This window comes from Humibacillus sp. DSM 29435 (assembly GCF_001758225.1).
In the GTDB taxonomy this organism is placed as follows: Bacteria; Actinomycetota; Actinomycetes; order Actinomycetales; family Dermatophilaceae; genus DSM-29435.
This window is the reverse complement of record NZ_MAST01000007.1, coordinates 92,769-107,567: the sequence shown is the minus strand read 5'-3', so window position 1 is coordinate 107,567 and position 14,799 is coordinate 92,769. Positions and strand designations below refer to the sequence as shown.

12 protein-coding genes are annotated in these 14,799 nt (G+C 70.8%); 6 read left to right on the top strand and 6 right to left on the bottom strand.

Annotated elements, in window-relative coordinates; genetic code table 11:
• Positions 1–14: 14 nt before the first annotated feature.
• Positions 15–1,484 carry an ADP-ribosylglycohydrolase family protein gene (locus tag BA895_RS06435; RefSeq protein WP_070191060.1) on the bottom strand — a complete coding sequence of 490 codons (1,470 nt, stop codon included), beginning with the start codon at positions 1,482–1,484 and terminating at the stop codon, positions 15–17.
• 189 nt (positions 1,485–1,673) lie between these two features.
• Between BA895_RS06435 and BA895_RS06425 the strand changes: the two genes are divergently transcribed.
• Together BA895_RS06425 and BA895_RS06420 are read left to right on the top strand one after the other, a co-directional pair.
• On the top strand, positions 1,674–2,036 hold the full coding sequence (locus BA895_RS06425) for a hypothetical protein (protein WP_070191058.1): 363 nt from the start codon (positions 1,674–1,676) through the stop codon (positions 2,034–2,036).
• On the top strand, positions 2,029–2,490 hold the full coding sequence (locus tag BA895_RS06420) for a hypothetical protein (RefSeq protein ID WP_254666357.1): 462 nt from the start codon (positions 2,029–2,031) through the stop codon (positions 2,488–2,490). Before BA895_RS06425 ends, BA895_RS06420 begins: the two co-directional genes overlap by 8 nt.
• Positions 2,491–2,556: 66 nt before the next feature.
• Here BA895_RS06420 and BA895_RS06415 read toward each other — a convergent pair whose 3' ends face one another.
• Positions 2,557–2,943, bottom strand: coding sequence for a VOC family protein (locus BA895_RS06415; RefSeq protein WP_371327697.1), 387 nt, complete (start codon positions 2,941–2,943; stop codon positions 2,557–2,559).
• 461 nt (positions 2,944–3,404) lie between these two features.
• Between BA895_RS06415 and BA895_RS06410 the strand changes: the two genes are divergently transcribed.
• Positions 3,405–4,610: a peptidoglycan bridge formation glycyltransferase FemA/FemB family protein gene (locus BA895_RS06410; protein WP_070191056.1), complete on the top strand. Its 1,206-nt coding sequence runs from the start codon at positions 3,405–3,407 to the stop codon at positions 4,608–4,610.
• Positions 4,611–4,617: 7 nt separating this feature from the next.
• Here BA895_RS06410 and BA895_RS06405 read toward each other — a convergent pair whose 3' ends face one another.
• The 3 genes from BA895_RS06405 to BA895_RS06395 form a co-directional block, all read right to left on the bottom strand.
• Entirely contained in the window at positions 4,618–5,514 is an 897-nt protein-coding gene (locus BA895_RS06405) for a hypothetical protein (protein WP_139142531.1), read from the bottom strand.
• 119 nt (positions 5,515–5,633) lie between these two features.
• Entirely contained in the window at positions 5,634–6,410 is a 777-nt protein-coding gene (locus BA895_RS23430; RefSeq protein WP_139142530.1) for a hypothetical protein, read from the bottom strand.
• A gap of 141 nt (positions 6,411–6,551) precedes the next feature.
• Entirely contained in the window at positions 6,552–7,331 is a 780-nt protein-coding gene (locus BA895_RS06395; protein WP_139142529.1) for a hypothetical protein, read from the bottom strand.
• Between the two features lie 130 nt (positions 7,332–7,461).
• Here BA895_RS06395 and hrpA point away from each other — a divergent pair, with 130 nt between their 5' ends.
• Complete coding sequence (gene hrpA / locus BA895_RS06390) at positions 7,462–11,706, top strand: ATP-dependent RNA helicase HrpA (protein ID WP_083283045.1); 4,245 nt, start codon at positions 7,462–7,464, stop codon at positions 11,704–11,706.
• Here hrpA and BA895_RS06385 read toward each other — a convergent pair.
• Entirely contained in the window at positions 11,662–12,657 is a 996-nt protein-coding gene (locus BA895_RS06385) for a DMT family transporter (protein WP_083283044.1), read from the bottom strand. The genes hrpA and BA895_RS06385 overlap by 45 nt on opposite strands.
• Positions 12,658–12,725: 68 nt before the next feature.
• Here BA895_RS06385 and BA895_RS06380 point away from each other — a divergent pair, with 68 nt between their 5' ends.
• Complete coding sequence (locus tag BA895_RS06380) at positions 12,726–13,586, top strand: LysR family transcriptional regulator (RefSeq protein WP_070191052.1); 861 nt, start codon at positions 12,726–12,728, stop codon at positions 13,584–13,586.
• Positions 13,587–13,770: 184 nt separating this feature from the next.
• Positions 13,771–14,799: a PAC2 family protein gene (locus tag BA895_RS06375; RefSeq protein ID WP_083283043.1), complete on the top strand. Its 1,029-nt coding sequence runs from the start codon at positions 13,771–13,773 to the stop codon at positions 14,797–14,799.

Sequence of the window (14,799 nt, the reverse complement as noted above, 5' to 3'; positions counted from 1 at the left end):
CAGGGGGCCGGGTCTCAGGCACCATGGACAGCCACGTCCCACAGGCGTCCGGCAGCATGGATGCCGGGCAGCGCGTCCCTGATCGAGCGCTGCGCCAGCTCGGGGGCCACGCCGAGGTCGACCGCGTACCGCAGCGCGACCGCCTGCGTGCGGTGCTCGCCGCGGCGACCGTGCACCAGCACCCGCTTGCCCTCGGCCCGGAACTGGCGCAGCGCCGACGACGCGTCGTCGAGAACGAAGTCGAGGTGCGGGTTGGGTGCCTCGGTGGCGGTGCCGTTCGTGGAGTCGATGTGGTCGTCGTTGATCCAGAACTCGATGTGGTCGCGGGGGGACATGCCCGAGGCCGGGATGTCGGCGAGACCGAGAGGGCACAGTGACACGACGGCCTGCACGTCGAGGCTCGCCACCCGGTACAGGTCACTGATGCTGCCGAGCACGATGCCGGGGTCGATGGGGTGGGAGATGCCCAGGGTGGGGATGTCATGGTCGACCATCGTCTCGACCGAGGGCCACGACCCGACCCGCCGGCCGCCGGCCAGGGTGGTGACGGCGAGCTCGACCAGGTCGTGGGCGCGGTAGCCCGGCCAGCCGTGCACCATCCGGCGCCACTGGGTCGGCACGGCCGACGAGCCGTAGCGGGCTCCGAGCAGAGCGCCGGCGATGGCGGCCACGGTGTCGGTGTCGTGACCGGCGCGGACGGCCGCCTGGAGCCCGCGCTGCAGGTGCATGGCCGAGCCGTCGCCGCGGTCGGTCGACGTGATGGCCGCCCACGCCGCCTGCAGGGCGGTCACCGTGAACCCGTTGTCGCGGAAGGCACCGGGGTCGGCGGCGGTCGCCTCCTCGATCCAGTCGCCCCAGCGAGCCGCGTTCGTGCTGCTCACCAGGTCGAGGCCGGCCGCGAGGTCGAGACGGCCCTGGGTCACGGCAACCCGGATCGCCTCCGACCACAGCACCGAGGAGTCGGCCGCGAGCGGGTCGGCGTGCGTGAGCCGAGCGACGGCTCGCGCCGCTGCGGCCGTCTTCCGGCGGTCGTCGACCGCGGCGATACCCACGATCGAGGTGCGCATCAGGGCGCCGTTGCCGGCCGTGAGCCCGGTGCGGGCGTGGAGGGCGTCGCTGGCTCCGGTCAGCCGTTCGTGGGCAGAACCGCTGCGCGCTGCGGCTTCCGAGAGCACGGTTCTGGTCTGCGTGCCCACGTCGCTGGCGCCACCAGACAGCCAGGCGACGAAGGCGTCGGCGACGGCGTCGAGGCCCTGCGCACTGGTCAGGTCGACCCCGCGGGAGGCGACCTGGGCCACACACAGGGTCATCTGCGTGTCGTCGCTCCACTCGCCCGCGTCGTAGGGCCCGAGACCGCCCCCCTTCATGACCGCCTCGCCCACCGGTGGCGCCGCCATCTCGTAGGGCACACCGAGAGCGTCGCCGCAGGCCTCCCCGAGCAGCACCCCGGCTGCGCGGTCGACGAGCTCGGATCGGGTCGGCACGTGTTCTCCTTCGCCGAGAGGGGCCCGGACGGCATCCTGACGGGTGAAATCTACGTCCTCGTGCGGGCGACGGCGACGCCCATCCAGCCCAAGGGCCCACGTCGACGACCACGTCGGGGTGAAGCCGACCCGGGGGCCGGCCGTGGTGGCGCCCCGAACCGGCCCAGCGCGACCAAGTAGGCTGCCGCCGTGCTTGTTCCCCTCACCATCGGCCTGCTGGCGGTGAGCGCCGTGCTCGCCCTCATCGCCGGCCACCACCTGGTGCGGCGCAAGGTCGTCGACGACCTGCTCATCGTCGTCTCGGCGGTCATCGAGGTCGGTCTGCTCGCCACGCTCGTGGTGGGCCTGGCCAGGTCGGGGGCGATCACCGACGGCGGCGAGCGGGCCACCTTCATCGCCTACCTGTTCACGGTGCTGCTCGTGCTGCCCGTGACCATCCTCATCGCCATCAAGGAGCGGGGACAGTGGGCGATGGGCATCATGGTCTCCGGCGCCCTCGTCGTGATGATCCTGCTCGGACGACTGCAACAGGTGTGGAGCCCGTATGCCTGACGGCGCTACCGAGCCCAGTGACAGCACCAACCCCAGTAGCAGCACCGACCGCACCGACGGCACCGGACAGCACACGGGCCGCGGGCCCGGGCGTCTGCTCGTGGCGGTCTACGGCCTGCTGGCCCTTGCTGCCACCGGGAGGTCGATCCTGCAGATCAGTGAGTACTACAGCCGGGCCCCGGTCTCGTACCTGCTCTCGGCGCTCGCCGCCCTGATCTACCTCGTCGCGACCATCGGGCTCGCCCGGGGCGACCGAGCCTCGGTGCGTCTCGCCAGAGTCGCCCTGAGCATCGAGCTGGTCGGCGTGCTCGTCGTCGGCGCCATCTCCTACGCGGTGCCCGACGCCTTTCCGGACAAGACCGTGTGGTCGCACTTCGGGTCGGGCTACGGCTACGTGCCCCTGCTGCTGCCGGTGCTCGGGCTCTGGTGGATCCGGCACACCCGCTCCGCCTGACGTGGGCCGGCCCGCTGAACCGCTCCCGAGCGAACGGCGACGCGTCGGCAGGCTGCTAGGCACGCTCTAGAAGGTCGCGCCCTTGCGCCACGCCATCTCCTGCAGCTCGATGGAGTTGCCGTCAGGATCGGAGAAGGAGGCCCCTCTGACGCCGCCCCCGAAGTCGTGGATCTCGCCGACCTCCACCCCGCGGCGCAGCAGCTCGGTACGCGCCTCGGTGAGGTCTTCCACCACCAGATGCAGGCCTCGGACACTGCCCGGTTCACCCGCGTACACATCCAGCCCCGTCCCGAAACCGACCGAGCAGCCCGACCCCTGCGGTGTCAGCTGGACGACCCGCACGCCCTCGCTGGGCTGCACGTCATGGTTCAACGTGAAGCCGAGCTGGTCGGCGTAGAAGCCGATGGCTCGGTCCACGTCCGAAACCGGGAGCGGGATCAGTTCCAGCCGCATCTGCATCGAAGTCGAGCCTCCTTGGCCTGTTGTCGACCGCGAGATCATCCCACGTGGCCGTCCGGGGTGAAAGGCCCTGCGGGTGTCGGGCACGCTAGGTGCATGACGTTGAGCCGAAGCCGGCTGGACCGCCGTACCCGCACCTTCTTGCGTATCGCAGGCCGACCGGTCGACCTTTGAGGAGAGACGCCGCCTGCTGCCAGACATGAGCCGCCTCAACGGTGCCCTCTTCGACGCAGCCCATCTCAGGCCCGAGGTGCGCCAAGGCGCTCGAGGTCGCCCCGGGCATCGACAGCGGCTGGTCCGCCACCCGCACGCTCCCCGGCTCCGAGCAGCGTCGCCCGCCTGCACGACAAGCTCCTACCGGTGACCTGAGGCCCACGGTCTCAGGTCGACGTCGGCGGCGTGGTCGCGACAGGAGTGTTTCGGGCCGGCGTCTCGGCGCCGATAGGGTGGCGCGCATGAACGCCGAGACCGACGCGCCCACGCTCGCCGGACCCTTCACGGTTCGACCCGTCACCGCCGACGAGGCTCGCGAGACCGTGCTGGCGGTCGGCGGCAGCTTTCTGCAGACGCCCGAGTGGTCTCGCACGAAGCCCGACTGGCGACACCGCCACCTCGGCTGGTTCGACGCATCGGGTGAGCGCGTGGGTGCCGCCCTCGTGATGTCGCGGAGCATCCCGCGCACCAGGCGCAGCTTCGCCTACCTTCCCGAGGGGCCCGCCCTGCCCTGGGATGCCGTCGCCGCCGACCCCGGTGCGTGGCTCGACCCTCTCGTCGCCTGGGCGCGGTCGTCGGGGGCGTTCGCCCTGCGTCTCGGCTTTCCGGTGCCGGCCCGCACCTGGGCCCCCGAGCCGGTCAAGAAGCAGGTCGCAGCCGGTGGGCTGCTCTCGTTCACCAGTCTCCCCGCGACGGTGGTGGGCCCGGTGGCGCCCCCGCTCGAGTCGTGGCTGGCGGCGCGGTCCTGGCTGCCGATCGGCGCCGGTTCGGGCGCCGCGGTCGGTCAGCCGCGCTACCTGTGCGTGCTCGACATCGCGGACCGCGACGCGCCCACCGTGCTCAGGTCGATGAACCAGCAGTGGCGCCGCAACATCAAGAAGGCCGAGAAGGCCGGGGTGGCGGTGCGTGCCGTGGGCGCCGAGGGGGTCGACACCTTCCATGCGCTCTACTGCGAGTCGGCGCAGCGTGACCACTTCCATCCGCGGCCCAAGGCCTACTTCGCGCAGATGCTTGCGGCGTTCGGCGAGACCGACCCCGGGCGCCTGACCGGTCGGGTGTACGAGGCTCACGTCGACGGCGACGTGCTGGCCTCAGCCATCATGCTCCGGGTCGGTGACACCTTCTCCTACCTCTACGGCGGCTCGACCGAGCGCAACCGCGACGCCCGCGCCAGCAACGCCCTGCAGTGGCGAGCGATCCAGGACGCCATCGAAGCCGGCTGTACCGCATACGACTTCCGCGGTTTCAACACCTCACTCGGGGCCACCTCGCCTCTCACCGGGCTGCTGCTCTTCAAGCTCGGCGCCGGCGCCGACGTCGTCGAGCTGGTGGGTGAGCGTGAGCTGGTGCTCAACCGGTTCTGGCACACCGTTTTCGACCGGGCGATGGCCCTGCGGGTGGCGGTCAACAAGCGCCGTCTCGGCTCATCGCCCGACGACGACGTCTGACCGGCGGTCAGGTGCGGCGCACGTCGTAGTACGGGCTGATGTAGCAGGTGACGTAGCCCTGCCCCTGCTGTGACGTGACGACCACCCCGTCGACGAGGATGCGGCAGGCGACGTCGGGCCGCGTGGCGCTCGAGTCGTAGGGACTGCGCACTCGCAGGCTGAAGTAGTCGCTGTTGCTCAGGTTCGAGCCCACGGGTACCTCGAACGCCAAAGGTGCCTTCTGCAGCGGGTAGTCGAACCGCTGGTGGGTCGCATCGGAGAGCGACACCTCGATCTTCGCGTCACCGGCGGCCTGGGCTTCGAAACGGATCGTCTTGGCTCCCGGTGGGATCGCCGTGATCGACACGGTCGGTGCAGGGAGCAACGACGGAGGAGCGGTGAGTACCGGCTTGTTCGTCGGGCTGGCGCCGCGTGCGGTCGGCGCGGTGGGCTGGTCGGGGACCGTGACCGAAGGCAGGGTCGGGAAGTCGCCGGAGGCGTCGGGGGGCAGTATCGGGGGCAGCGGGTCGGTCGTCGGGTCGAGGCTGGCGCTCGCGCTGCCCGATGGTCCGGAGGTGGTGACGGCGCCCGTGCGGGTGGCGGTGGGAGACGACGGGGAGACGGAGGCCGCGACGCCCGGCTCGCCGACCGCAGGGTCGGTGGCGCGGTCGGTGAGGCTGGCCGTGAACCACCAGACCAGCGGAACGAAGACCAGAGCCAGAGCGCCCGCTATCTGCCAGGGCTTGAGGTGTCGTCCGGGCGTCGACCCGGGCGGCGCGAAGAACGAGCCGTCAACGGTGGGCGCGTTGCCCGACGGGCCGGGGGGCTGCGGTGTCGCCGACGCCCGCTCCGGCACCCAGCTGGCCCCGCCGCTGGGCTGACCGGCCAGGTGGTCCATCGGGTCGAAGCCGCCCGAGCCCGTCACCGGCGGAAGGTCGCTGCGGTTCGGTGGGGTGGCGGATGGAGTGGCTGAAGAAGGGGGAGATGGAGCGGCGGTGTCGCGCGGTTCGTCAGCCCCGCCTGGTGGGCCGTCTGGTGGGCCCGTCACAGCTTGTCGCCGGAGGTCGGCAGCGACGACGACGTGACCGTGCACTCGACCCGGCGCGTGCCGACGTTGACCGCGACGACTTCCGCGCCTGCCGTCGCGATGCACTTCATCGAGTCGGTGCGCTCGTAGTCGGTGGCGTCGACGGAGATGTAGGGCGAGCGGTCGTCACCGACCGGAACCGAGACGGCGTAGGGGAGGGTGACGTCCTTGATCCTCTGGGAGGCGCCGTTGCGGTAGATCCGGATGTCGGCGCGACCCGTGCCCTGCACCTCGAAGCGCACCGAGCGCACGTCTGGAGTCAGGCGCGGAACCGGAGTCGGGTCGACCGACAGCGGTGAGTTCGGAACGGTCGTCGGCCGAGCAGCCCGGGGTGAGGGATCGGTGCTGCGGTCACTGCGGTTGCCCACCACGAGGCCGACGACCACGAGCGGCACCACCACGAAGAACACGGCGGCCAGCACCAGGGTGCGCACCCGCGACGGTCGTCGACCGGGAGGGGCCCCCGGCGGCTGGAACGACGGTCCTGACCCTGCGTTGCCGTGCCAGCCCGGCTGCTGGCTGTTCCCCTGGTACGACGGGTAAGACCGCGCCGGCATCCCCGAGGGGGGTGCGCTCTGTGATGCGACCGGCGCGACCGGCGGGTTCGTCGGCGCCGTGGTCGGCTGGTCGGGAAAGCTGACGTGGTGGTCGTGCCCGCTGTCGGGCGCGCTCTCGGCCGCCGGGGTGAAACCGGGCGCGAGTGGATCTGGTCGGTACGGCGGAATCTCTGACACGGCGTCTTACGTCCCCTGTTCGTGGCTGCTCGGCCCCCAATCTAGCGAGCGGGAGTGCCCCTCCGATGCATCGTTCCGAGCTCCGGTTCCGCCGCGCGCACCTCGACCCCGGTCAGCCGCGCCAGTCGCCCGTCGGCGCCCTCATCTGCCGTTGCCGTCGACCGCCGGGACCCGACAGGTGACGGTGCCGGGCCCGGTCGACATGAGCACGAGCACGTCGTCGGCGTAGACGCGGCACTGCACGGTGCTGGTGCTGTCCTTGGCCACGGCGGTGACGATGGCGCTCACCTTCGGGCTGACCGGCGGGCCCTGGCTCAACTGGGCCCCCGCGGGTCCGACGGCAGCGGCGTAGCCGGCGTTCGCGTCGATATCGCCGCTCCACGATCCCGGCGTCCCCTGCTCGAAGTCGCCGCTCGCGCTTTTCTGGGTCACGTTCACGAGGTCATCCGTACTCGCCACCTCGACCCGAAACTGGCGCACTCCGGTCGGCGTCGCTCCGACGTCGGTGCCGGTGGGTAGAAGAGCGGTCGGGTCGTGACCGTCGCCCGGCACGTTCCCCCCGGCGCCCATCACGATGCCGGTGCCGCCGTCGCCGACCGAGTCGCTCGAGTGCTGGTCGTGGTTGCCGAACACGGCGAAGCCGATCCACACCACGACGAGGGTGCGCAGCACGCGGCGGCGCCGATTCGGAGTCGGCGCAGGGCGACCTGGGGCCCAGGGAGGGGTGGGCGATGCTGGTTCAGCCGTCGGCGGCGGGCCCGAGGGTGGGGCGCCGACCGGTGACGTTCGGGCGGAGGGGGCCCAGGCCGATCTCGGCAACGACGGACCGCTCGGCTGCGCCCCCGGGGCGTCAGGGAAGGCGACGTGCTGGTCGCGGAGCGGGTCGGGCCGCTCGTCGGCGCCCTCTGCTGGGTACGGCACCGCGCCTCCTCTGCGTTCTGGTGAAGACCACGTTACGTCTCCGACCCATGCGACCGTGCTCGACCCTTCCCGGTTCCGGGCGAGCGATATCGGTTCGGTTCGAGCCGCCAGGCGACCTATCCTGACGACCATGCCCGACGAGCCGACTCCTGCGACCCGGCGTGAGGCCGGCGAGCATCCAGGCGGCGGAGACGACATCGGGGCGAGGCGAGGTACCGGGGCCCGGGCCGGCGCCGAGGTCGCGAGGCAGGGCAGCAGACGGCGTGGACGTCGACGCCGCGGGCCACGCCAGGATGCTGAGGAGCCGGCGTCCGAGCCGTCACCCACCAGCCAGTCACCCACGAGTCAGGCACCGGGCGAGCGGGCGCCGGGCGAGCGGGCGCCGGACGGCCAGGCCCCCGCCTCACCGGCGTCGGACGGTCGTCGACCCGCAGAGCGCGGGCAGCCCGGCCGTCGTCAGGGCGGGCGTCGGCCGGGCCGTGCGCCGCTCAGCCCGGAGCAGCGTGAAGCCAGGCGAGCGACACGAGCGGCCAGCCTCCCACCGATCAGCTACCCGCCCGACCTGCCGGTCGTCGAACGCCGTGATGACATCGCGGCCGCCATCCGCGACCATCAGGTCGTGGTCATCGCGGGTGAGACCGGATCGGGCAAGACGACGCAGATCCCCAAGATCTGCCTCGAGCTGGGCCGGGGTCTCGACGGGGTCATCGGCCACACGCAGCCGCGCCGCATCGCGGCCAGGGCGGTGGCCGAGCGACTCAGCGACGAGCTCGGCGTCGACCTCGGCACCACCGTGGGCTACCAGGTGCGCTTCACCGACGAGAGCAGCCGCGACACCCTCGTCAAGGTCATGACCGACGGCATCCTGCTCGCCGAGATGCAGCGCGACCGCGAGCTGCGCCGCTACGACACGATCATCATCGACGAGGCCCATGAGCGCAGCCTCAACATCGACTTCATCCTCGGCTACCTCAAGACGCTGCTGCCGCGCCGGCCCGACCTCAAGGTGATCATCACCTCGGCCACCATCGACCCGCAGCGCTTCGCCGAACACTTCGCCGCCCCCGACGGCACCCCCGCCCCGATCATCGAGGTCTCGGGTCGTACGTATCCCGTCGAGCTGCGCTACCGACCCCTTGTCGACCCCGACCGACCTGAGGCCGAGGAGCGCGACATGGTGACGGGCGTCTGCGACGCCGTGCTCGAGCTCTGGACCGAGCGCAACCCTGGCGGCAGCGACAGCCGTGACATTTTGGTGTTCTTCTCCGGTGAACGCGAGATCCGTGACGCCGCAGACGCCCTCAACGGGATGAGCCTGCCCGTCACCGAAGTGGTGCCGCTCTACGGACGGCTGTCGGCCGCCGAACAGCACCGCGTGTTCTCGTCACACACCGGTCGACGAATCGTGTTGGCCACCAACGTCGCCGAGACCTCGCTGACCGTGCCCGGCATCCGCTACGTCGTCGACACCGGAACGGCACGCATCTCGCGGTACAGCCAGCGCACGAAGGTGCAGCGGCTGCCCATCGAGCCGATCAGCCAGGCCTCGGCCAACCAACGCTCCGGCCGCTGCGGCCGACTCGCAGACGGCATCGCGATCCGGCTCTACTCCGAAGACGACTTCGACGCTCGACCGCCCTTTACCGACCCCGAGATCCTGCGCACCAACCTCGCCTCGGTCATCCTGCAGATGACCGCGCTCGGGCTGGGTGACATCGCTGCGTTTCCGTTCGTCGACCCGCCCGACAGCCGCCAGATCGCCGACGGCGTCAGGCTGCTCGAGGAGCTGCAGGCGTTCGCCCCGGAGGACGACGAGGCCTCGGGGAGCCGGGCCAATCGCAGACCGGGCCGGAAGCTGACCCCCTACGGGCGCACCATCGCAACGCTGCCCATCGACCCGCGTCACGCACGCATGGTCATCGAGGCCGACCAGCGGGGCGTACTGCGCGAGGTGCTCATCATCGTGGCGGCGCTGTCGATCCAGGATCCGCGTGAACGGCCCCAGGAGAAGCAGGAGCTCGCCAACGCCGCGCACAAGCGGTTCGCCGACGAGACGAGCGACTTCCTGGGTTGGCTCAACCTGTGGGCCTACCTCAAGGAGCAGCAGAAATCGTTGAGCTCCAGCGCTTTCCGGCGGTTGTGCAAAGCGGAGTTCTTGCACTACCTCCGGGTGCGCGAGTGGCAGGACCTCCACACGCAGGTCAAGCAGGCGGCCAAACAGGCCGGCCTCGACATCGGTCGGGCGAGTGTGCGGCTCGATCACGACGCGGTCGACGCGGATGCCGTGCACCAGTCTCTGCTCGCCGGGCTGCTGTCGCACGTCGGGGTGCGCGACGAGCAGAAGCGCGAGTACGCCGGGGCTCGGGGAGCCCGCTTCGGCATCAACCCCGGGTCGGCGCTCTTTCGCAAGCAGCCTCAGTTCGTCATGGCGGAAGAGCTGGTCGAGACCACGCGCCTCTGGGCCCGGATGAACGCCCGCATCGACCCGACCTGGGCCGAGACCCTCGGGGCTCACCTGGTCAAGCGGCAGTACTCCGAGCCGCGTTGGTCGGGCCGGCGCGGCTCGGCGGTGGCCACCGAACGGGTCACCCTCTACGGGGTACCTCTCGTGGTGGGCCGCGTCGTCGGCCTGGGGTCGGTCGATGCCGAGCTCGCCCGCGACCTGTTCATCCGGCACGCGCTCGTCGAAGGGGACTGGCACACCGAGCACGCCTTCTTTCGGGAGAACGCGGCCCTGGTCGAGCGGCTCGGTGAGCTCGAGGCCCGAACGCGACGCCGCGACCTCGTCGTCGACGACTTCACCCTGGTGTCCTTCTACGACCAGCGGATACCACCCGATGTCGTATCGGCGCGGCACTTCGACTCGTGGTGGAAGAAGGCTCGTCGCCAGACCCCTGACCTGCTGACGTTCTCGGAGGAGATGCTGCTGCGCGACACGGCCGGTGGTCTCGTCGACGAGCACCCCACCACGTGGCGCCAGGGTGAGAACGACCTGGCGGTGAGCTACCGCTTCGAGCCGGGTTCACCGGCTGACGGTGCCACCGTGCACATCCCCGTCGACCGGCTGAACCAGGTCTCGCCCGACGGCTTCGACTGGCAGGTGCCGGGGTTTCGCGAGGAGCTCGTCACGGCGCTCATCCGCTCACTGCCCAAGGGGGTCCGTCGTGACATCGTGCCCGCCCCCGACCACGCCCGGCGCGTGCTGCCCCTTCTCGACCCGGCTGATGGCACCCTCGTGCAGGCGCTCGCAGTCTCCCTCCGACGGCAGACCGGTGTGCTCGTGTCGCCCGAGCTGTTCGACTGGTCACGAGTGCCCGACCACCTGCGCATCACCTTCAGCGTCGACGACGCCTCCGGCCGGCCTCTCGCCACCGGCAAGGATCTCGAGGCCGTGCGCGACGTCGCGACGCCGCAGCTGCGCCGGCAGGTTCGAGTGGCCAGCTCGGGCATCGAACGCACCGGTCTGACCACCTGGTCGGTCGACACCATCCCGGAGGACTTCGAGAGTGCGACCGGGGTGCGCGGCTACCCGGCCCTCGTCGACACCGGCCGGGCGGTCGACCTCCGGGTGCTCCCGACCCGGTCAGAGGCTGACGCCGAGCACCGGCTCGGGGTGCGCCGGCTGCTGCTGCTCGGCATCAGCCCGCCCTGGAAACAGATCCTCTCGCGCCTGACGAACACCCAGAAGCTGGCGCTCGGCCACAACCCGCACGGCAGCGTTCCGGCTCTGCTCGAGGACTGCCTGGCCGCTGCCGTCGACGACATCTCGGCCGATGACACCGGTCGAGCCGCGACCGTCGTGACCGCCGAGCCCGCCGGTGGGCTCGGCGGGGTGGGTCACGCCGTGCGCAGCCGAGACGACTTCGAATGGGCCCTGTCTGCTGTGCGCACCCACACGACGGCCAGGGTGGTGCAGGTGATCGGGCTCGTCGAACCGATCCTGGCCCGGCACCTGACCTTGACGACCCGCCTCAGCGCCCTCGAGGAGTCGCGGAACCCGGCACTGCGCCCGATGCTGGCCGACGTGCGGGCTCAGCTGGAGGGGCTGGTGCGACCGGGGTTCGTCGCCGATGCAGGGATCGCCCGGTTGCCCGATCTGGGCCGCTACCTCAAGGGGATCGCCCAACGACTCGACAAGGGCCCGGCCAACCTGGCCAAGGACGCCGCCTCTCTCGAGCAGGTCGACGCCGTCGAGGGTCGCTACGCCGACCTGCTCGAGGGCCTGCGCCCGGGCCAGCGCGCCGCCGCCGAGGTGGTCGCCATCGGGTGGATGATCGAGGAGCTGCGGGTGTCGTTGTTCGCGCAGACCCTCGGAACGGCCTACACCGTCTCACCGCAGCGTGTCGTCAAGGCGATCGCCCGCCTCGCCTCCTGAGAGGCGCACCGCAGATGACGTGGCGAGCGCCGAGATGTGGGGCCGTGACGTGCGGTGGCCGGCCGTCACCAGGATGTTGCTGACCACGATGAGCGCCATGCCGCACCACTCGTTGAGGTGCAGGGTCTGCTGGAGCAGGAGCCAGCCGGCCAGCGCGGCCCAGACGGGGTTGATGCCGGTGAAGGTGCCGAACACGGTGGCGGTGACGCGGCGCAACGCCATCAGGTCGGCGACATAGGGAACCATCGACGAGAGCAGACCGCAGGCGACCGCAAGGCCGATGGACGCAGCCGTGGGCGGGTGCAGGGAGAACCAGACCAGCGCGATCGGCGTCCAGATGGCAGCGGCGACCAGGCTGGCGGTCGCGGTTCCTTGCAGACCGGGCAGCCGCTGGCCAACGGTGCGGTTGAGCAGGATGTAGCAGGCCCAGGCGGCAGCGGCGACCAGTCCCAGAGAGAGGCCGATGATGTCGGTGGTCGGCCCAGGATCGGCGAGCACGACGACCCCGACGCCGGCCATGAGCGCGCAGAGGAGGTCGCGAACGCGCCGTGAGCTGGCAACGGCCACGGTGAGCGGCCCGAGGAACTCCAGGGTCACGGCCAGGCCCAGCCCGATTCGTTCGATCGCGGCGTAGAGGCTGAGGTTCATCACACTGAACACGAGCACCAGCCCCAGGATGGGCAGCCACTGCGCCCGGGTCAGACCCCGCAGCCGTGGGCGCACGATCGGGGTCAGCACCAGGGCCGTGACGAGCTGACGCACGGCGACCACCCCGACCGGGCCGATGGTCGGGAACGCCGACGCACCCAGGCCTGCGCCCGCCTGGTTCGAGGCAGAGCTGGCCAGCATCATCGCCATGCCGGTGCCGCGCTGCCGAGCGGTGGCGGTGTCAGCAGACAGCGGGGGGCCGCCCTCGGGGCTGTGGTGAGTCACGGCGTCGACGGTTTTCATACGTCGAAACTATGGCTAGCCCGTGCCATAACCTAGTGCGCAGTTTGTGAATGCCATACGATGTGGTTATGGATTGGAGTCTGCGTGAGCTGCGGTTCTTCGTCGCGGCAGCCGACGAGGGGTCCTTCACCGACGCCGCCACGCGGCTCTTCGTTTCACAGGCGGCCGTCTCCCGCACCATCGCGGGGTTGGAGAAGACCGTGGGTGAGCGGCTCCTACGCCGCGTGCCACGCGGGTGCGAGCTCACCAGCACCGGAAGGCAGCTGCTGCCTGAGGCGCGCCGGGTGTTGTCCGAGGCAGACAAGTTCACCGATTTCCTCACCTCTCGGCACGCCATTCTCCGGGTCGGTTACGCCTGGGCAGCACTCGGACGGCACACCGCTCAGCTGCAACGTGACTGGGCCCGCCAGCACCCGCGCACCCAGCTGGAGCTCGTGCGACACAACTCGCCCACCGCTGGGCTGGCCGAGGGCCTGAGTGACGTCGCGATCGTGCGCAGACCTGTCGACGAGAAGAAGTTCGACTCCGTCGTCGTCGGGCTCGAACGGCGACTCGTCGCGTTCGCCTCAGACGACCCCGAGTGGTCCCGGCGCCGATCACTGCGCATGGGCGAGATCGCCGACCGCACCGTCGTGATCGACCCTCGGGTGGGGACCACCAGCAGCGCGCTGTGGAGCGGAAGCCCTCAGCCATCTCGCTTCATCGAGTCCGGCGACGTCGACACCTGGCTCGACGTCATCGCCGCCGGGAGGGGGGTCGGGACCACCGCCGAGGCCACGGCGCATCACCACCCCCGGCCCGGGGTGGCTTTCCGGCCCCTCACCGACGGGCCTCGCATCCCGGTCCGGCTCGCCTGGGACCACGACCACCAGCCCCCCGGGCTGCGCGAGCTGGTCGACTCCGTCACCCGCCTCTACGAGAGCGGCTGAGATCGAACCGCACCTGCTGCGTCGCGCGGGCCGAGCGGGCCTGACCCCGGGGCGCGACATCGCATCGCCGCTGCTGGGCAGGAGGGAATGCAGGAGGGACGCAGGAGGGAATGATGGAGTCGGGCCGGTCGTTGGACCGTGCAGTCAACAACCCCGAACCGATGCGAGATGAAAGGCCACCCCCGTGCAGGACCCCAGCGAGCTCTTCCGGTTCGAGAACGACACGCCGGCTGCCCAGGCCGACGTGGCGCCGCCGATCCCGCGTGAGCAGCAGGCGTCCGTGCTCATCGTCGCTCTGGGCGGGTTCATCGATGCCGGCAACACCCAGACGCTCATCTCAGACCACCTGCTCGCGACGCACGAGTCGCGCGTGCTGGCCTCGTTCGACGTCGACCAGCTGCTCGACTACCGCGGGCGTCGGCCGGTGATGGTCTTCGACCGTGACCACTGGAGCAGCTACGACGACCCGAGCCTGCTGCTGCACCGGCTGGTCGACAAGGAGGGTGTGCCGTTCCTGCTGCTCGTCGGCCCCGAGCCCGACTACCAGTGGGCTCGCATGGTCGAAGCCACCACGATGCTGGTCAAGAGCCTCGGCGTCGACCTCACGCTCAGCGTGCACGGCATCCCCATGGCGGTGCCGCACACCCGCCCGCTCGGCGTGACCTCGCACGGCACCGCGCCTCGCCTCATCGCCGAGAACGACGCCGCCTTCGGCACCGTGCAGGTGCCCGGCAGCTTCTCGTCGCTGCTCGAGATGCGGCTCGGGGAGTCGGGCCACGACGCCGTCGGCTTCGCCGTCCACGTGCCGCACTACCTCGGCCAGACCGAGTTCGCCGACGCTGCCCTGCTCGGCCTCGAGCGAATCAAGACGACCACCGGGCTCGACATCGACCTCACCGCCCTGGCGGCCACGGCCGGGCTCAACCGGGCCGAGATCGCGCGCCAGATGGCCGAGAGCGACGAGATCACCGCCGTCGTTCGCGCGCTCGAGCAGCAGTACGACACCTTCCTCGAAGGTCGCAAGCAGCGCAACCTGCTCGCCACCGACCTGTCCGAGCTGCCGACGGCCGACGAGATCGGGGCTGAGTTCGAGGCCTTCCTCAAGGACGTCGCCGACGACGAACACGGTGACCAACACGGTGACCAACACGGCGACGAACAGGGCGGCGAGCAGGGTGGTCCCGGCCGACCAGGGCCGCACGGCATCGGCTGA